Source organism: Geobacter sp. SVR (assembly GCF_016865365.1).
Classification (GTDB): Bacteria; Desulfobacterota; Desulfuromonadia; order Geobacterales; family Pseudopelobacteraceae; genus Pelotalea.
Genome location: NZ_AP024469.1, coordinates 2589972 through 2608696, shown reverse-complemented (window position 1 = coordinate 2608696; position 18725 = coordinate 2589972). Strand labels below are relative to the sequence as shown.

Below are 18725 nucleotides of genomic sequence, written 5' to 3'. Positions count from 1 at the left end.
GAGAGGAAGTATGCAGCACGTACGCGAACGAGGCGACCATGACTGAACATATCGTGCTCTATGGCAAAGGTGGTGTCGGCAGTTCGACCTTGACCTCCAATATAACCGCAGCCCTTGTTGAGGCCGGCTTCCGTGTTCTGCAGATCGGCTGCGGACCGAAAGCCGATTCCTGCAGCATGCTCAACAAGGGCTGTCCGGTTCCGACGGTCTGGGACGAGTATGCCGGAACGGGCCGTGTCACGTTCGATTCCGTTGTCACGCGCGGCTTCAAGGGGGCCTTTTGCATTGAATTCGGACGGCCCCGGATTAAAAAGGAGTCCGCGGCAGCCCTGGCGCTCGACCAACTGCTGGAACATGGCCTGATTACGGCACTGCTGCCTGATTTCGTGCTGTACGATATTTCCGGTGATCATGACGGCTTCCTGCACGCATTGGCCGAGAAGATCACCGTGAAACGCATCTTTGCCGTAACAACGGCTGACTTTATGTCGCTCGCTGCGGTCAACGATATTCTGGTCCAGTTGGAGCGCTTCCGGGACTCTCATGTCCCCGTTCCTGTGGGAGGTCTGCTGCCCAACAGCATCACCTGCTCGTTCGAGGAGTCCTTTATCTCGGATTTCGCCCGGAACACACACACCCGCACGCTGGCGCCAATACCGCGTTCCCTGGTCGTCCGCCAGTGTGAACTGCACGGCAGGACCGTGATCGAGGCATCGCCCCTGTCAAACCAGTCCTACTTCTATCGCCGCCTGGCAAACCAGATCGTGGACGAATGCAACGGGCGCAGGGGCAACGGGCTGCCGCAGCCGATGCGGCCCGAACAGCTGCGGGAGTGGGCACGCGCCTGGGGCAATCGTCTGCATGCCCTGGATAATGGATTGGTCACCGATGGCGCAGCCATCTGAGTTCCCCGGAAGGAGTCGACATGGCAGCAGTTGCCGAGAGTGTGAAGCGGTACAGTCGGTTTTTCAAGATTCAGCAGGCCCGGGCGGTTCTGGATTACGGAACCGGCACCATGCGCAATGCGGTATACCTGGCCCGGGAAGGCTTCAGCGTCTATGCCGCCGACCTTCCCGGCCAGGTCGAAAAACTGCATGGCTGTCCGGCCCGGCGGCATATCGAGCGGCTGCTGTCGACCGAGGAACTGCCCCAGAGCAGGCTGAACGTGGATGTGGTGCTTTCCACCTACGTGTTCAACATCATCATGGACAGCAGCGGGCGTGACCGCTATCTGGAGAATGTCACGGCCAATCTCAGGCCGGGAGGCTACCTGCTGATGGAGGTCCGCTGCCGCCAGCCGCAGGAGCGCTGCGATGTCACCTGCGGGGATTACTTCGCCTGTGCCGAATGCTCGAAAACGCTAACCCACCAGGAACTGGACGCCGTCATGGCGCCGCACGGGTTACGGCGCATCAGTCATTATTACCGCAGCCACGCCGTTGCCGCCATCTACCAGATGACTGCCTGCCGCAGTCATTCAGGATGACGATATGGAACTAAATTGATAGATTTAATATTATTTCGTTGACACCGGTTCGGCGGTGTGCTACTGACACGATACCTTCGACTGAGGGCAGTACGTACAGATGCAGGCTGACCAGAAACACTGGAGGCCAGGCATGGGAATTTCCCTGCCTGGCCTTTTTTTATTCCCCAAGGAGTCGCTCATGAAAGCTACATTGATTCGCCAGGCCCTGCTTTGCATCCTTTTAACGACCACGATGGTCTCGGGAGCTACAGCAGGACAGACAGATTACAAGGGCTACCCGCGTGGGTCTGCTCTGATTGACGTCCATGAACTGAAACGGCTGGTCGATGCCCGGGATTCGAAGCTGGTGATTCTGGCAGCGGAGAACAGCCTGGAGTACCGTCTGGGACACATACCCGGCGCTTTTCAGGTGGATCGTCCGGCCATCGAGGCGCCAGCGGAGACGCAGGACGGTGTCAGCGGCAATATCATCGCTGCCGACAGTTTCACCAAACTGGCCCGGCAGCTTGGCATCGATCAGGACTCAACGGTGGTGGTCTACGACAGTAAATACGATGCCACGCGGCTATGGTGGGCCTTTGACTACTACGGCAAGGGCGATGTCAGGGTGCTGGATGGCGGAATCAAGGCCTGGAGGGCAGCCGGCTACCCGGTAGACCTGCTGGCACCCCCCCTGCCGGCACGCCCCGGCAGTTTTGCAGCCCGGATCGTCAGCCCCCGCCTGCGGGTCGACACCCCCGAGATTGCAGGTCTGCACGCTAATCCATCGGCCCAGCTGTGGGATACGCGCGACCTGAAGGAATTTACCGGTGACGAGCTGAAGAAGGGGGCCTATCGCGCCGGCAGGATCCCGGGTAGCAGGCACAGCTCCTGGGAGCTGTTGAAACGCCCGGAAAACCAGTCCGAATGGGTAGATGCCGCGACATTGAACAATTTGCTGAGCAGGCTCGGCTTTGACCCCAGCAAGGACCAGTATTTCTACTGCCAGTCAGGGGTGCGTTCCACGCAGGCCCTTTTTGCTCTCTATCTGGCAGGCTGGCCGGTGGAACGGCTGCATAACTACGACAGTTCCTGGATCGGATGGTCCAAGGACACGCGACTTCCCATTGCCAGCGGGCCTGCTGCCGTTCCTGCCGGTTCAGGGACAGGCAAATAGGGCCAGGAAAAGACCTTCCATGAGGCATTGCCTCTGGATATCCATGACAAGGAGGCAGATATGAAGAACGCAAGGCTGATTGCAGGGAGCATTGCCGCGGTTGCCGCTCTCACGGTGGGCATAGCCGGTGTGGCCACGGCCAAAAAAGAAGAGGCGCCGGCCAGGATCGTCGTATCCGATGCCAAGACCACCCACCACCTGAACCTGTATGTGGCGCAGGAACTGGGGCTGTTCAAGAAACACAACCTCGATGTCAGCATCGTCGAAGCCAAGGAGCTTACCGCAGCCCGCGACGCAGTCGTCTCCGGCCAGGCCGACGTGTTCTGGTCATGCCCGACCGTGGCCATCGCCGCCGTGGCCAACGGCGCGCCGATCGCAGCCTGGAAGGATCTGAAAGGGAAGCACATCGCCGGTATCTCCCCCACCTGCGAGGCGGTCATCGCCTATGAGAAGAAGGCCCGGGAGAACGGCGGCGAGTACATCCTGGAAAAACTGGCCGGCGGCCCGGCCATCGCCGCCCTGGAAGCGGGCAAGGTGGACGGCGCCATTCTGGAGGAACCGCACGTCAGCATCGCCGAGCTGAAGGGTTACAAGGTGGTGCTGCGCGATGCCGCGTCCCAGATCCCCTGCCGGACCATCAATGCCCGCAGCAGCTACCTCAAGGAGAATCCCGAGGCGCTCAAGCGCTTTGTCGAGGCGATCAAGGAGGCCAATGCCTTTATCCTGAAGGACCCCAAGGGCAAACAGGTGGTGGAGATCGCCAAGAAGTACACCGGCGCGCCGGAGGATGCCATCAGGCAGGGCAACGACCGGCTCAAGTTCACCACGGTTATTCAGGAAAAGGGGCTCTCGGCTCTGGCCGACGAACTGGTGGCCCTCAAGAACATCAGGGAGAACCCGGGCAGCAAGCTGTACGCGGCCGAATTCAAAGGTATCACCTGGGGCAAGTAAGCTTTCTCCGCATCAGGATGGAAGCTGAATAACGACACGGCGGTTCCGCCAGCACTACTCACGGGCGGAACCGCTTTGTTCATACACTGCCGAGGACATTGACCATGCAGATATTCAAGCGACACCTGGCTGTACTTCTCCTGGCGGTTGCCTGCTTTTTACTTGCCGCGTGCCAGGACCGGCCCACGGCCGGAAGCGCGGCAGCGGAACGGCCCGTGAAAATCGGCTATCACCCCAATCCGCTGCTCGGGCCGCTCTACGCGGTGAACGGCAAGGGCTCCGGCTGGAAACTCGTCACCTTCGGCACCGGCGGGGATGTCGGCTATTCCCTGCTGTCCGGCGAGGTGGAGGCCGGTTTCGTGGATACCGAGAAGGCGCTCAAGCTGATCAAGGCCCCCGGCGGCGAAAGGCTCAAGGTGGCCGGGGTGATCCAGTTTCCCTACGGCGCCACCCTGGTGGTGCGCAAGGATCTGAAGCTGCGTCTGGGCGATCTCAAAGGAAAGCACCTGGCTGCCCTGGAGGCCGACTGCATCATCAATCACCAGTTCAACAAGGATGCCCGCAAGCACGGGCTGGATCCGAAATCGATCCGTTACAGCTATATGCCCTTTGCCGACATGCTGCCGGCCCTGGAGTCGAAATCCATCGACGGAGCCCTTGTCAAGGGGGCCCATGGGGTGCTGGCGGAACTGGCGGGGCACAAGATCCTCTACCAGAACTGGGAGATCAAGGCCGGAGCCGATGACTGCTGCCCGCCGGCCATTGCCCAGGCCGAGTATTTCCTGGTGGTGCGGGAGCAGGCCGTGGAGAGGGTCAAACCTCTGGTGGCCGCCCTGACGACAACCAACGACCTGCCGCCGTCGTCGCTCAGGCAGGCCATTGCCGCCAATCTCGGGTACCCGGTGGCAGCGCTCGAACAGTATCCGACCTCCACCTTTGCGGCGGTCAGCGAGGATCTGAAAAAGATGCTGGGAGAACAGCGATGCCTGCTGACAAAGTGACATACGGCACCTTGTACGGTTCCCGGCCATTGCGCTGGTGGAACCTGCTGGTACGGGAGGCCGGGGCATTTTGCCGCGCCTCGTTCGGCAGCATCTTTTCCCGGGAGTTCCTGACCGTGCTGGTGCCGCTGCTCCTGCTCTGGGAGCTTCTGCCGCGCCTGGGGGTGGTGCCGAAGACCCTGGTGCCGACTCCGACGGTGACACTGATAACCTTCAAGGAGATGTTGCTGACCCTCAATCTCGGCGAACACATCCGTTCCAGCGCGCTCCGCTTCGGTCTCGGTTTTGCGATCGCCCTGGCAACCGGCTTCCCCATCGGCGTCCTGATGGGGTGGAACCTGTTCATCCGCAAGCACTGCCTGCCCCTGTTCCAGATCCTGGCACCGGTGCCGCCGCCGGCCTGGGTGCCGATAACCATCATCGTGCTGGGGGTTGGCCTGCCGATGCAGGTCTTCCTGATATTCCTGGGCGTCTTCTATCCGATCCTGTTCAACACCTACCAGGGGGTCAAGGAGACCGATCCGCGCTACCTGGCCTCCGCGCGGGTCTTTGGCGCCAGCGAATTCACCCTGATCACCCGGGTCTACATCTGGCATGCCCTGGGCTCGGTGATCATGGGGATCAAGATCGGCATCGCCCTGGGGCTGATCATGCTGGTCATTGCCGAGATGTACGGCGGCCGCAGCGGCATCGGCTTTCTGCTGCTGGAAGCCAAGGAATACTTCCAGATCGACCGGATGGTGGTCTGCATGCTGCTGCTCGGCTTCATCGGCTGGTTTCTGATCGAGGTGATGAAGTACGTCGAGCTGAAACTGGCTGTCTGGCGGGTCGGGAGGTGACGGCATGATCGAGGCGAGGCGCATCAGCAAATTCTTTTCGGTGATCAACGACGACCGCACTGCCGAGGGGTTCACGGCGCTCAACTCCGTTTCACTGAGCATCGAGAGCGGCTCCTTCGTGTCGCTGCTCGGCCCGTCCGGCTGCGGCAAGTCCACCTTCCTGGAGATCCTGGCCGGTCTCCAGGCCCCCAGCGACGGCCAGGTGTGGATCGACGACAAACTGGTGCTGGAGCCTCTGCCCGCTACCCGCAGGGACATGGAGGAGTACCGCAGGAAATACCGCTTTCTTTCCCCCATTGCCAACAGCCTGTTCCGGGACAATCCCAAGCACGACATTGCCATGATATTCCAGGATTATGCCGTTTTCCCCTGGATGACCGCCCGTCAGAACGTGCTTTTCACCCTCAAGCTGCGCGGCGTGCCTAAAAGCGAACGGGAGGGAGCTGCCGGCCATTACCTGCGGCTGGTGGGACTGACCGGCTCCGAAAACAAATACCCCTCGCAGCTCTCCGGCGGCATGCGCCAGCGTCTGGCCCTTGCCAGGGCCCTGTCGGTGGAGCCGCGCATCATCCTGATGGACGAGCCGTTCGCGGCCGTGGACGCCCTGACCCGCGAACGTCTGCAGGAGGATCTGCTGCGGCTCTGGCAGGAGACCGGCAAAACCATCGTGCTCGTCACCCACGACGTGGACGAGGCGGTATACCTTTCGGACGAGATTGTGGTGTTTTCCCCGCTGCCGGGCAGCATCCGCAACCGGATCACGGTGGATGTTCCCCGCCCCCGGCGGCGGGCGGCGCCGGAACTGGTGGCGCTCAAGGAGCGGCTTTTGGCGATGTACAAGTACGACATCCTGCACGAAGCGGATTACGTGATTTAAAAATCAAAGGCAATGGGACACGGATGACGCGGATGTAACGGATTTTCACGGATTCAAAAACAAAAGATTTCAAAATCCGCGTACATCCGCTTAATCCGTGTAATCCGTGTTCCATTGCAGTTCTGTTTTTTAGACCATTTGAAATTAAAGGGATCTGGACCATGTCACATACCTCCTTCCGCAATACCATCTACGACGACATCATCGGCGCCATCGGCCGTACCCCTCTGGTGCGCCTGCGCACCCTCTCCGCGGGGCTGCCGGCAAGCATTGTCGCCAAGGTGGAGTCCTTCAATCCGCTCAACAGCGTCAAGTGCCGTATCGGTGCAGCCATGATCGAGGCGGCCGAACGGGAAGGGAAGCTCAAGCCGGGCATGACGGTGATCGAGCCGACCTCCGGCAATACCGGCATCGGTCTGGCCTTTGCCTGTCGGGCCAAGGGCTACCGTCTGGTGATAACCATGCCGGAGACCATGTCGATCGAGCGCCGCAAGCTGATGCAGATGCTGGGTGCCGAACTGGTGCTGACGCCGGGGCCGGACGGTATGACCGGTTCGGTCAACAAGGCCAAAGAACTGGCGCGGGTGATCCCCGGCAGCTTCATTCCGCTCCAGTTCGAGAATCCGGCCAATCCGCAGGTGCACCGGGAAACGACCGCCGAGGAAATCTGGGCCGATACGGCCGGTCAGGCCGACATCCTGGTGGCAGGCGTAGGCACCGGCGGTACCATCACCGGGGTCTCCGAGGTGCTGAAAAGCCGCAAGCCTTCGTTCCGCTCGGTGGCGGTAGAGCCCGAAGCCTCGCCGGTCCTGTCCGGCGGCAGGCCAGGGCCGCACCGCATCCAGGGGATCGGAGCCGGCTTCATCCCCGGTATCCTGAACCGGAAGATCATCGACGAAGTCGTTCAGGTCACCAACGAGGCGGCCTTCAATACTGCCCGGCGCGTGGCGCTGGAGGAGGGAATCCTGTGCGGCATCTCGTCCGGTGCCGCGGTCTGGGCGGCCCTGCAGGTGGCCGGCCGGCAGGAGTATGCCGGTAAACTGGTGGTCGTGATCCTGCCGGATTCGGGAGAGCGTTACATTACGACGCAACTGTCTGAACAGCCGGAGTAGTGCGGCAGCATGTGCCGCGGCAATAATAAATACAAAATCTGTAGAGATAATATTTTTTGTTTGACGTCCGGAAAACAATCTGCTAGTCTTTGCAACATCGGCATCAGTAGTCCCCGGTACCGATACATCAATGACTGACCAGAACTACTGGAGGTCAAGGAACGAGTGGCGTACGCCCCATCCTTGACCTCCTTTTTTTTACCTGCACCACAAGGAATCGCTATGGCCGAAAGCAAGAAACTTTCCCTGATCAGCATGAGCGGCGACTTCGACAAGGTCATTGCCGTTTTTACGCTCGCTTCGGGGGCCGCGGCAGTCGGTTACGAGGTCAACATCTTCTTCACGTTCTGGGGGCTGAACAGTATCAAGAAGCAGACCGGACGCAGTTTTCTCGGTCAGGGAGGGCTGGCACGCCTGTTCAACTTTCTCCTGGGCGGTCGGAAAAAACTGCCGCTCAGCCGGCTTAACTTCGGGGGGCTCAGCCCGATCCTGATGAACGGCATGATGAAGGGCAAGAACGTGGCAACGCTGGAAGAACTGTTCGGGGCATCCAAGGCACTGGGGGTCAATTTTTACGCCTGTGAAATGGCCATGCATGTTCTGGAACTGACCAGGGACGATTTCATACCGGAGGTGAAGGACGTACTCGGCGTCGCTTCCTTTCTGGAACTTTCCAAAGGGGGGCAGACGCTATTCATATGAGCATTCATCATCTCGACATCACCGGGGAACGCTGCCCCATGACCTTTGTCAAGACCAAGCTTCACCTGGAACAACTGCAGCCGGGCGATCTGACGGAAATCCTGCTCATGGCCGGCGAACCGCTGGACAATGTGCCGCGAACGGTAACAGAGCAGGGATACGAGGTTCTTGAGACAATTCATGTCAAGGATACCATCCATAAAGTGGTCATCAGGAAGCCGAATCACTAATCAAAGGAGCCAGCATTATGTCAGACAGCCTTGTGCAGCGCAGTGTTACCACATCCGTGGCCCGCAACCTCGCGAACACCACCAAGACGCCGCCGCAGCTTGCCTCCATCACGCCGCGCCACCTGCTCAACCTGCTTCCCTGGGTGCATGTGGAAGGGGGCACCTACCGCGTCAACCGGACCCGCGTCGAGCTGCCGAACGCGGAGCGGGTCGAGTTCACCCTTGTCAATGGCGCGGCTTCCTTCGAGCCCCAGGCGCTGCGCAGCGTACCGCTTTTTGCCAAGCTCTCCGACGGCATTCTGGAAAAGATCGCCACCAGTTTCAAGACGGAGAGGGTTACCCTCGGCAATACGCTCGTTGTCGAAGGAAAGGATCGCAACAAGTTTTTCATCATTGCCCAAGGGCAGGTGGAAGTGCTCAGCAAGGGGGTCCACGGCAGCGATCTGCGCATTGCCTTGTTGACCGAGGGGGAGTATTTCGGGGAGGCCGACCTGGCCTCGGAAAAGCCGTCGGATGTCACCATCCGCACCATCAATCCCTGTGTGCTGCTGACCCTGTCCCGCACCGACCTGCAGACTGTTCTCGACAGCAATGCGGCCTTGAAGAGCGAGTTCACCAAGGCGGTAGATGAACACCTGGAACTGCTGGCAACCGTCAACAAGTACGGCGAGCGCAATATCGACCTGGTTTCGGGCCTGGCGGAGAATGTGATCATTCCCGAGACCTTTGTGGATTACTCGGAAAACCCCCGCGAATATTCCCTGTCCGCCGTGCAGACGGTGGTACGCGTGCATACCAGGGTGTCCGACCTGTACAACAATCCCTACAATCAGCTGGAAGAACAGCTCCGTCTCACCATCGAGGGGATCAAGGAGCGCCAGGAGTGGGAGCTGATCAACAACAAGGCGTTCGGCCTGCTCCACTCGGTGCACCCCAAGCACCGCATCAGCGCCCGCTACGGTGCACCAACCCCCGATGACCTGGACGAACTCCTGGCCCTGGTCTGGAAGAAACCCTCCTTCTTCCTGGCCCATCCCAAGGCCATTGCCGCCTTTGAGCGGGAGTGCACCTGGCGCGGCGTGCCGCCCGTCACCACCAACCTGTTCGGGTCGCCGGTCATCCTGTGGCGCGGCGTGCCGCTGGTCCCGACCGACAAGCTGGAGGTCAAGAGCCGCTATTCCTTCAACCAGTGGCTCGGCACCACCAACATCCTGCTGCTGCGGGTCGGCGAAGAAGACCAGGGGGTGGTCGGGCTTCACCAGCAGGGCATTCCGGGCGAGATTTCGCCGAGCCTGTCGGCGCGCCTGATGGGGCTGGACAACCTGGGGGTCGCTTCGTACCTGCTGTCGCTCTATTTCTCGGCCGCGGTACTCACCGACGACGCCATTGGCGTGCTTGAGAATGTGGAGGTCGGCTATTACCACCATTACGAGCATAGCATACCGGTGGCCTATAACTCCGGGGCGGGGATTTAAATCCCCCCCAGCCCCCCTTTTTCAAAGGGGGGAGTTTTAAAGTCCCCCTTTAGCAAAGGACCCAAAGGGCCTAAAGGGGATTCAGGGGGATTTGCCTCTAACCTCTCAAAGGACAAACGCCATGTCAGATATCACTCCCGAGCTGGTGGCCCAGGTGGCCACCAGGCTCTATAACCAGACTGCCGCGGGGTTACCGGCGTCATCAGTACCTGGAGTTGATTCGCTCGGCATTGCCCGGGAACTGATCGAGCGGGCCCAACAGGAAACCGCGGCCACGTCGGTCACGCTCCCCGGTAACGTCGGCAGCCTTGATTCGTTGGCGTCCGGTGATGCCGGACTGGCCCTGGTCGCCCAGGCGTTCGAGGCCATCAGGGCCGGCAGCAACCGGTCGGGCGCCCCCATCCCCGCAGCGTTCGAGGTGCCCGCAACGGGCGGACCGACTGCGGTCCCGCTGGGACGGCACGCCGACAACCTGGTGCGGCAGCAGACCTATACGGACAATGTCTCCCAACACGGCAGCCTGAAGGGGTTTGTGGCCAATATCCAGTCATGCCGTCACGACCTGCGCGGCAGCACCGACCGACAGGGGCACTATGCCGACCCGTTCAGCCGTCTGCTGGAGGCGAGCCTGCCGAAGCAGGGCAAGCTGACCGGTTCCCCGGCTTTCAACGTGGCTGCCATCCGCCAGGATTTCCCGATCCTGCACCAGCAGGTGCACGGCAAGCCGCTGGTCTGGTTCGACAATGCCGCCACCACCCAGAAGCCGCGTCAGGTCATCGACGGGCTGAAACGTTTCTACGAAGAGGACAACTCCAACATCCACCGCGGCGCCCATAGCCTGGCGGCCCGGGCCACCGATGCCTTCGAGGGGGCCAGGGACACGGTGCGCGATTACCTGAAGGCCGGTTCCAGCGAAGAGATCGTCTTTGTGCGCGGCACCACCGAGGGGATCAACCTGGTGGCACATGCCTACGGCCAGCGCTTTCTCCAGCAGGGGGACGAAATCCTGCTGTCGGAACTGGAACATCACGCCAACATCGTCCCCTGGCAGATCGTGGCCAAAGAACGGGGGGCGGTCATCAGGGTCATCCCGATCAACGATAACGGCGAAATCAGGCTGGATGAATACCAGCGCCTGTTGGGGCCGCGCACCAGGATCGTGGGCCTGGCCCAGGCCAACAACAGCCTCGGCACCGTGCTTCCCATCGCCGAGATGACCCATCTTGCCAAGCGCAACGGTTCGCATGTGCTGATCGACGGCGCCCAATCGGTGGCCCATCTGCCGGTGGACGTACAGGCCCTGGGGGTTGATTTCTTCGTCTTCTCCGGCCACAAGATCTTCGGCCCCACCGGCATCGGTGCGGTTTATGGCCGCAGGGAACTGCTGGAAGCGCTTCCTCCCTGGCAAGGGGGAGGCAACATGATCAAGGATGTCACCTTCGAGGAGACCGTGTACAGCGATGTTCCGGCCAGGTTCGAGGCCGGCACCCCCAACGTGGCCGATGCCTACGGACTGGGGCTGGCGCTCGATTACGTTACCCGGATCGGCCTCGGCCCTATTGCCGCCCACGAGCACCGGCTGCTGGAATACGCGACCGAGCAGTTGAAATACGTTAACAGCCTGACCCTGGTAGGAAATGCCCGCGACAAGGTGGCGGTTACCTCCTTTGTCCTGAAGGACCGCTCCGTGCCGGAGGTCGGCCGGTACCTCGACCAGCACGGCATTGCCGTACGTGCCGGGCACCACTGCGCCCAGCCGTCGCTACGCCGCTTCGGTCTGGAGGCGACCGTGCGGCCGTCGTACTCCTTTTACAACACCTTCGAAGAGATCGATCGCCTGGTGTACGCCCTGAGGCAGATCCGGTAACACGAGGAGGCCCATGATGCCGACTTATTCCGAAACTATGACATTGAGCCGGATCAATCGGGAACGGAATCGGCACGACGGAAAGCCGGACACGTCCGATCAGATCTGGACACGGCTGCGCCAGGATGTCTTCATAACGGCCAAATCCGAACCGATGCTGGCGGGATATCTGCACGATTCCGTTCTCAAGCACGGCTCCCTTGAAGCATCCTTGTCGTATCTGCTGGCCGGCAAGTTGTCCTCTTCCTATCTGACGACCACGTCTCTGCGGGATGTGCTCTACGAAGCAATGACCTCCTCCGAGGAGATCCGCAGGGCCCTGCGCCGCGATCTGTCGGCGGTCGTGGAGCGGGACCCGGCCGCAAAAAGCCTGGCCCTGCCGTATCTCAACTTCAAGGGATTCCAGGCGCTGCAGTCCTATCGCGCGGCCCACTGGCTCTGGCGGCAGGAGCGTCATGCCCTGGCGCTCCACCTGCAAAGCAGGATCTCCGAGGCCTTTGACGTGGATATCCATCCGGCGGCCCGGATCGGCACGGGTATCCTGATCGATCACGGAACCAGCGTGGTTATCGGCGAGACCGCCGTGGTGGAGGACGACGTCTCCATGCTGCATGAGGTAACGCTCGGCGGCACCGGGAAAGAGGCGGGGGATCGCCATCCCAAGGTCGGCAAGGGGGTCCTGATCGGCGCCGGGGCCAAGATCCTCGGCAACATCAAAATCGGCGCCGGTTCCAAGATCGCCGCCGGCAGCGTCGTGCTGAACGAGGTGCCGCCGAATTGCACCGTGGCCGGCATTCCGGCCCGGGTGGTGGGCAAGCCGGGGGGACCTCAGCCGAGCAAGCTCATGGACCAGTACGTGGAGTTCGACTACAGCATTTGATCCCCGGAGTTTGCCGGAGAGGAACAACCGGGACCGACCAGACAAACTGGAGGTCAAGGCAGGACTGAGCACGTCCGGCCTTGGCCTTTTTTCGTTTTCCTGGATCCGTGGCCCGGACTGTCTGTGAGCTTGAAAGAAGCCGGGGCCCGAACCTCGCCAGGCTGCTGCGGTCGCTGGAGCGGGCCGGTCCTCTGCCGTAACGCTCCAAGCCGCCGCACTGCAAAGGCGGAGGCCTTTCAGGCGTGCAGACAGGGAGGCGTCACGGACTCAGGATTTTCCGACGGAGCACGGCGATGGACGTCAAAATAGCGGTGGCAACCAATGATGGCGTTACGGTGGATGCGCATTTCGGACGGGCGGATTCGTTCGACATCTACCAGCTGCGCGGCAGCGAAAGCCGACTGCTCGAAACGAGGCAGGTCAGCCCGCCCTGTTCCGGCCACCAGCATGATGCGGATGCCCTTGCCAGGACCGCGGCCGCACTGGCGGACTGCCGCGGAGTCGTCGCAGCCCAGATCGGACCGGGGGCCATCGACGCCCTGATCAACCATCGCATCATGGCCTTTGCACTGCCCGGGCCGATCTCAGAGGCGATCGAGACCCTGATTCGTGGGAAACGCTTCAACTATCTGAAATAAAACGAGGAATACATGGCAAAAAAACCGAAACAGATCGCCATCTATGGCAAGGGTGGCATCGGCAAATCGACCACCACGTCCAATATCAGCGCTGCCCTGTCGGTGGCAGGCTACAAGGTGATGCAGATCGGCTGCGACCCGAAGAGCGATTCGACCGTGACGCTGCGCGGCGGCGAATATATCCCCACCATCCTCGACACGCTGCGCGAGAAGAAGAACGCCAAGGCGGAGGATCTGATCTTCCAGGGCTTCAACGGCGTCTACTGCGTCGAAGCCGGAGGGCCGGCCCCGGGGGTCGGCTGCGCGGGACGCGGCATCATCACCGCCGTGGAGCTGCTCAAGCAGCAGCGGATCTTCGAGCTGCTGGACCTGGATTTCGTCATCTACGACGTGCTCGGCGACGTCGTCTGCGGCGGGTTTGCCGTGCCGGTGCGCGAGGGCATTGCCGAGCATGTCTTCACCGTATCCTCTTCGGATTTCATGGCCATCTACGCGGCCAACAACCTGTTCACCGGCATCAAGAAGTACTCCAACAACGGCGGTGCCCTGCTGGGAGGGGTGATCGCCAATTCGATCAACGCCCCCTATGCGCGCCACATCATCGACGACTTTGTGGCCCGCACCAACACGCAGGTAGTGGAATACGTGCCCCGTTCGATCACCGTCACCCAGGCCGAGCTGCAGGGCAAGACCACCATCGAGGCCTTCCCGGATTCCGAGCAGGCTGCTGTCTACAAAACTCTGGCGGCCAGGATTGCAGCCCACACCGAGTCCAAGGTGCCCGAGCCGCTGGATGTCCACGAACTGCGCCGCTGGGCCGCCGGATGGTCCGATCAGATAGTGGCGGTGGAGACGGGAGAGGTCCGCAGCACCGGCCAGAGCATCTGAGAAGGTTGCTCAAAAACAGCCATCTCGCCGCCGTCCTCGAAAGCCCTCTTGTGCGGCGTAGCGCTGCTACGCCTCCGCGGGGCTTCCTGCGGGTGCGACGATCTGACTATTTTTGAGCAACCTTAGGACTAATACTTCCCACTGGAGTACCAATGCATGAGGTAACCATAGACAATGTCAGTTATGCCTACGGCAGCCATCAGGTTCTGCGGGATATCACGCTTACCGCCGAGGCGGGGGATTTCATCTGTCTGCTGGGGCCCTCGGGCTGCGGCAAGAGTACCTTGTTGCGACTGCTGGCCGGCCTGTCACTGCCGACCTCGGGCAGCATCACCCTGGATGGCGCCGCGATCAGCGGGCCGGGTCTGGACCGGGGCGTCGTGTTTCAGGACTACTCCCTGTTTCCCTGGATGACCGCCGGCCAGAACATCGTCCTGGCCCTGGAGCAGGCCTTCCCCGGCAAGAGCAGGGGCGAGTACCGCGAGGCAGCCGTCGGCTATCTGGAGCTGGTCGGCCTGGGGGGAGCGAGCGAAAAGCTGCCGGGGCAGATGTCCGGCGGCATGCGGCAGCGGGCCGCCATTGCCCGTGCCTTTGCGATCAATTCTCCGGTGCTGCTGATGGATGAACCCTTCGGAGCCCTGGACGCCATTACCCGAGCCAAGCTCCAGGACCTGCTGCTGCAGCTCTGGCAGCAGAAGGAGGGGGAACGCAAGACGGTCTTCTTCGTTACCCATGATGTCGAGGAGGCCATCCTGCTGGCCAACCGGATCGTTGTGCTGGGACTCAACCCGGGCACGATCAAGGGGGTCTTCGAGGTCGATCTGCCACGTCCCCGCATCCGTCAGGAGCTGTATCTCAGGGATTCCTTCCTCGGCCTGCGGGACAGGCTGGTCACCCTGCTGCACGAGAACATCCTCTCGGAACTGGACGAGGGGAGGATCGTGCGCTCGGAGGGAGACAGCATATGAACGCCGAGCTTCTCCACCTGGCGGCCATGCTGGCGCTGATGGCCGGGATCGTTCTTGCCACGGTGAGCGACGGTGCCGCCAGGACCATCAGGCTGGGATATCTCGACCATCCGGGGAGCGCCCTGTGCCGGATTGCGGCGGCAAAGGGGCATTTTGCGAAGGAAGGGGTGGCAGTAACCCTGGTCAGATTCGCCGATTCCGCCGGCGGGTTGGCCGCGCTCGAGGCCGGGACCATCGACGTGGGGGCCTTCGCGACGGCCGATACCCTGCGCGCCATAGCAGCCGGCAAGGGCTTCAGGATCGTCGCGGGTGGGGGCACCCCCATCAGCACGAACACGTTGGCCGAACTCGACGAAAGCATCCGCGCCGAAGAGGATGGCCGTGGCGTTGTGGTGCTTGTTCCGCCGTCATGGCCCGGATCGGAAAAGGGGCTGCTGATCCAGTTGACCGCGGCCCTGATACGCGCCTACCGCACCGTCCATAACCACCCCGAGGTCATTGCCGGGATTCGTCCGGCACAGTGGTATGACCCCAATCCGGACTATTGGAAACTGGAGCGGATCTGGCGACTGTCAGGCTTGCAGCAGCCGGAGATGAAACGCGATTTTCTGGCCGGTCATGTGTATGAGGAAATCTATTGCGATGCCCTTGACCGTCTGCTGCTGGGACCGATCGACAGCGCCCTGCAGAACCTCTTCAGCAAGGCGGTCTGTACCCCCAACTGCTGTCCCGCCAACTCGGGAGCCCTGTTTTCCCAGCCACCGGCAGCGGCAGCACAGTAATCGATCCACACTCAAAAGGAGGAACACAAACATGAAACGATTGTCCGCACTGCTTGTCTCACTGATGCTTCTGGCTGGCACAGCCATGGCCGCAGATCTGCCCAAACTCAAGGTCGGCTATGTGCCGGAACCGGCTCACGGGCTGTATTTCGTAGCCAAGGAAAAGGGGTATTTCAAGGAAGAAGGGGTTGATGTTGAACTGTTCCAGTTCGGGAGCGCCGCCGAGGGAATGGCCGCTCTCAAGGCCGAGAAACTGGATGTAGGCACCTTCGGCACCACGGCTCCGCTCCTGTTCATCAGCAAGGGAAGCGACTTCACCTTCTTCGGCGGCATGATGATCGGCGGCCAGGCCATCGTGGCCCGTCCGGAGCGCCTGGCCGAGCTGTCCGGCAATGATCTCAAGATCTTCAAGGGCAAAAAGATCGGCCTGGTCAAGCTTTCCACCGGCGATGTGGTCTTCAAGGGAGCCCTGAAGAAAGCCGGCATCGACTACAAGAAGGATGTGACCTTCGTGGAGTTCGGCTCGGCCGCGGCCGTGGCGGAGGCGGTCAAGAAGGGGGCCGTGGATGCGGGGCTCCTGTGGCCGCCCCATTTTTCCCTGGCCGAGAAGAACAGCGGCCTCAAGGTTGCCCATTATATCGAGGAATTCTATCCCAAGTACACCTGCTGCCGCATCGTGGCCCCGACCAAGAGCCTGAACGAAAACAAGGATGTCCATCGCCGTTTCCTGGCGGCGCTGATCCGGGCCTACAAGTTCTACAAGACCAATCCGGAGGAAACGGTCCAGATTTACACCAAGTCGCTGAAGATCGACGAAGAGATCGTGCGTAACGAGACCTACGTCAACAAGGTGGCCGAATCCAACCCCGATCCGTTGCGCAAGGGGATCCTGGATTTCTGGCAGCACATTCGGGACGCCGGTTATATCCCCCAGGATTACGCGATTGACAAGCATATCAACACCGACATCTACAAGCAGGCCCTGGATTCCGTCGTCAAGCGATATCCCAAGGAGAAGGTTTATCAGGAGATGCTCACCTTCTACAAAAAGAACAACTAAGGCGGAGGCGATATGCACGCCATCTCGACACCGTGTCCTCGGAACCTCTTGTGCGGCGTAGCGCTGTTTATACCCTTTGGGTACTACGCCTCCGCGGGTTCCTGCGGGCCGGTGCCGATCTGACGGCAATCTCACCGCAGCAGGAGTGCTACAGGAATGACTATAAAAAGCGTAGCCACCGCTACCAATCTGCTGTTCATAGCTCTGCTGACGGCCCTGCTGTGGCCGTCGACAGGGCAAGTGCCCTTACATTTATTAACCGTTTCCATCGTTATCATGGCGATTGCCCAACTGCGGCAGGCTACTGCCACCTGTGAACATGCGCGCCGGGGTGCCGCCGATGTGAGTGCCATCATCCTGGCGCTGCTGCTGGCCTGGTACCTGTCCACAACCCGTTTTCCGGTGCTGGACAAGATGCTCTTTCCGCAGCCGGAAGCGGTGCTGAAGCTGTTCGTGGCCGAACTGCCGGACATGCTCAAGGGGCTGGTCAATTCGCTGATCCTGCTGGTCAGCGGGTACCTGCTGGCGCTGGGCACGGCGCTGCCGCTGGGGCTGCTGGTCGGCTGGCGCACCCGCATGTACCATGCGGTCAACCCGCTGACCAAGGTGTTGGGGCCGATTCCGCCCATCGTCTACATCCCCTACGCAATCGCGCTTTTGCCCACCTTCCGGCTGGCTTCGATCTTCGTGATCTTCATAGGCGCCTTCTGGCCGATCTTCATCAACACCGTCAACGGCGTCTTCAACATCCCCAAGGGGCTGCTGGACTCGGCCCGGGTGCTCAACCTGAAGGAACGCACCCTGTTGCTGCGCATCATCCTGCCCGGGGCCATGCCCTCCATCTGTACCGGGGCGACCCTGGCGCTGGTCTTTGCCTTTGTGCTGCTGGCTGCGGCCGAACTGATCGGCGCCAATTCCGGGGTGGGCTGGTACATCAAGAACTTCGCGGACTTCGCCGACTATCAGCGGGTGATCGTCGGCATCATTTTCATCAGCATTGTCGTAACGGCCATCACGTGGGGCACGGAGCGCCTGGAGCGGCATCTGCTGCGCTGGAGAAACTGACCACATCTTCGACGTGAGATCGGAATACCATCGCACAAAGGAACGACCGGACATGACAACCAGAAAAAGAATCCTGACCTGCGGCGACTGCGCCACGGTCAACTGTAACTCGCGTACCTCCACCTTTCCCCCATTCTGTCTGACCGAGGCCGAGGAGCAGCGGGAGATCGAGGAGGTCAACCGCATCTACCGCGAAGACCCGCTGGTGTCGAAGATATCCTGCTCTGCCGCCGAGATCGAGGGGACCTATTACGGCCGGCTGACCCGGGTGGAGGAGGTGGCAGCTTTTGCCCGCCGCATCGGGGCCAAGAAGGTGGGGGTCGCCACCTGCGTCGGCCTGATCAACGAAACCAGGAACTTCATCAAGTTCCTGGACGCCCAGGGGGTGAAGAGCTATACCGTGGCCTGCAAGGTGGGCTCGGTGGACAAGACCGAGCTGGGCATTCCCGAAGAACACAAGATCAACAAGGGCACGCACGAGTCGGCCTGCAACCCGGTGCTCCAGGCCCGCATCCTGGCCAGGGAAAAGACCGACCTGAACGTGATCATTGGCCTGTGCGTCGGCCACGACTCCATGTTCATCAAGTATTCCGCGGCACCGGTCACCTACCTGGTGGTCAAGGACCGGGTGCTGGCCCACAACCCCGTGGGCGCGCTCTACACCAGCCATTCCTACTACAAGCGGCTGGCGGAAGATCGGAAGCTCTGAACCATTGTTACCTTTTTGTTTCCGATGTCTGTCGAA

General features: G+C 61.1%; 20 protein-coding genes. All 20 read left to right on the top strand.

From position 1 onward, the window contains the following. Positions 1–38: 38 nt before the first annotated feature. The 20 genes from GSVR_RS12140 to GSVR_RS12045 all read left to right on the top strand — a co-directional run bounded on the left by GSVR_RS12140 (position 39) and on the right by GSVR_RS12045 (position 18689). The gene (locus tag GSVR_RS12140; protein ID WP_173202424.1) at positions 39–905 is read left to right on the top strand and encodes a nitrogenase iron protein; all 867 of its coding nucleotides are present in this window, start codon (positions 39–41) and stop codon (positions 903–905) included. A 20-nt stretch (positions 906–925) separates the two neighbouring features. Beyond that, positions 926–1486: a bifunctional 2-polyprenyl-6-hydroxyphenol methylase/3-demethylubiquinol 3-O-methyltransferase UbiG gene (locus GSVR_RS12135; protein WP_173202423.1), complete on the top strand. Its 561-nt coding sequence runs from the start codon at positions 926–928 to the stop codon at positions 1484–1486. A 181-nt stretch (positions 1487–1667) separates the two neighbouring features. Continuing rightward, positions 1668–2645, top strand: coding sequence for a sulfurtransferase (locus GSVR_RS12130; RefSeq protein ID WP_173202422.1), 978 nt, complete (start codon positions 1668–1670; stop codon positions 2643–2645). A 60-nt stretch (positions 2646–2705) separates the two neighbouring features. Next, the gene (locus GSVR_RS12125) at positions 2706–3596 is read left to right on the top strand and encodes an ABC transporter substrate-binding protein (protein ID WP_173202421.1); all 891 of its coding nucleotides are present in this window, start codon (positions 2706–2708) and stop codon (positions 3594–3596) included. A 104-nt stretch (positions 3597–3700) separates the two neighbouring features. Beyond that, positions 3701–4597 carry an ABC transporter substrate-binding protein gene (locus GSVR_RS12120; protein ID WP_173202420.1) on the top strand — a complete coding sequence of 299 codons (897 nt, stop codon included), beginning with the start codon at positions 3701–3703 and terminating at the stop codon, positions 4595–4597. Next, complete coding sequence (locus GSVR_RS12115; protein ID WP_173202419.1) at positions 4579–5436, top strand: ABC transporter permease; 858 nt, start codon at positions 4579–4581, stop codon at positions 5434–5436. Before GSVR_RS12120 ends, GSVR_RS12115 begins: the two co-directional genes overlap by 19 nt. A gap of 4 nt (positions 5437–5440) precedes the next feature. Continuing rightward, on the top strand, positions 5441–6313 hold the full coding sequence (locus GSVR_RS12110) for an ABC transporter ATP-binding protein (RefSeq protein ID WP_173202418.1): 873 nt from the start codon (positions 5441–5443) through the stop codon (positions 6311–6313). A 161-nt stretch (positions 6314–6474) separates the two neighbouring features. Further along, on the top strand, positions 6475–7425 hold the full coding sequence (gene cysK / locus GSVR_RS12105; protein ID WP_173202417.1) for a cysteine synthase A: 951 nt from the start codon (positions 6475–6477) through the stop codon (positions 7423–7425). 222 nt (positions 7426–7647) lie between these two features. Next, complete coding sequence (locus tag GSVR_RS12100; protein ID WP_173202416.1) at positions 7648–8127, top strand: DsrE/DsrF/DrsH-like family protein; 480 nt, start codon at positions 7648–7650, stop codon at positions 8125–8127. After that, a complete protein-coding gene (locus GSVR_RS12095) occupies positions 8124–8357 on the top strand; it encodes a sulfurtransferase TusA family protein (RefSeq protein ID WP_173202415.1) in 234 nt (77 codons plus the stop codon). Before GSVR_RS12100 ends, GSVR_RS12095 begins: the two co-directional genes overlap by 4 nt. A gap of 17 nt (positions 8358–8374) precedes the next feature. Then, positions 8375–9832 (top strand): family 2B encapsulin nanocompartment shell protein, encoded by a 1458-nt coding sequence (locus GSVR_RS12090; RefSeq protein ID WP_173202414.1) that lies wholly within the window; start codon positions 8375–8377, stop codon positions 9830–9832. A 121-nt stretch (positions 9833–9953) separates the two neighbouring features. After that, a complete protein-coding gene (locus tag GSVR_RS12085) occupies positions 9954–11699 on the top strand; it encodes a cysteine desulfurase (protein ID WP_173202413.1) in 1746 nt (581 codons plus the stop codon). A 37-nt stretch (positions 11700–11736) separates the two neighbouring features. After that, positions 11737–12579 carry a serine O-acetyltransferase gene (cysE, locus tag GSVR_RS12080; RefSeq protein WP_173202436.1) on the top strand — a complete coding sequence of 281 codons (843 nt, stop codon included), beginning with the start codon at positions 11737–11739 and terminating at the stop codon, positions 12577–12579. 293 nt (positions 12580–12872) lie between these two features. Further along, a complete protein-coding gene (locus GSVR_RS12075; protein WP_173202412.1) occupies positions 12873–13217 on the top strand; it encodes a NifB/NifX family molybdenum-iron cluster-binding protein in 345 nt (114 codons plus the stop codon). 12 nt (positions 13218–13229) lie between these two features. Beyond that, positions 13230–14105 carry a nitrogenase iron protein gene (nifH, locus tag GSVR_RS12070; RefSeq protein ID WP_173202411.1) on the top strand — a complete coding sequence of 292 codons (876 nt, stop codon included), beginning with the start codon at positions 13230–13232 and terminating at the stop codon, positions 14103–14105. A 152-nt stretch (positions 14106–14257) separates the two neighbouring features. Beyond that, entirely contained in the window at positions 14258–15073 is an 816-nt protein-coding gene (locus tag GSVR_RS12065) for an ABC transporter ATP-binding protein (RefSeq protein ID WP_173202410.1), read from the top strand. Beyond that, a complete protein-coding gene (locus tag GSVR_RS12060; protein WP_173202409.1) occupies positions 15070–15855 on the top strand; it encodes an ABC transporter substrate-binding protein in 786 nt (261 codons plus the stop codon). Before GSVR_RS12065 ends, GSVR_RS12060 begins: the two co-directional genes overlap by 4 nt. Before the next feature lie 31 nt (positions 15856–15886). Beyond that, complete coding sequence (locus GSVR_RS12055; protein WP_173202408.1) at positions 15887–16915, top strand: ABC transporter substrate-binding protein; 1029 nt, start codon at positions 15887–15889, stop codon at positions 16913–16915. Positions 16916–17071: 156 nt separating this feature from the next. After that, positions 17072–17980 carry an ABC transporter permease gene (locus GSVR_RS12050; RefSeq protein WP_173202407.1) on the top strand — a complete coding sequence of 303 codons (909 nt, stop codon included), beginning with the start codon at positions 17072–17074 and terminating at the stop codon, positions 17978–17980. Positions 17981–18032: 52 nt separating this feature from the next. Continuing rightward, positions 18033–18689: a DUF1847 domain-containing protein gene (locus GSVR_RS12045; RefSeq protein ID WP_173202406.1), complete on the top strand. Its 657-nt coding sequence runs from the start codon at positions 18033–18035 to the stop codon at positions 18687–18689. Positions 18690–18725: the final 36 nt, after the last annotated feature.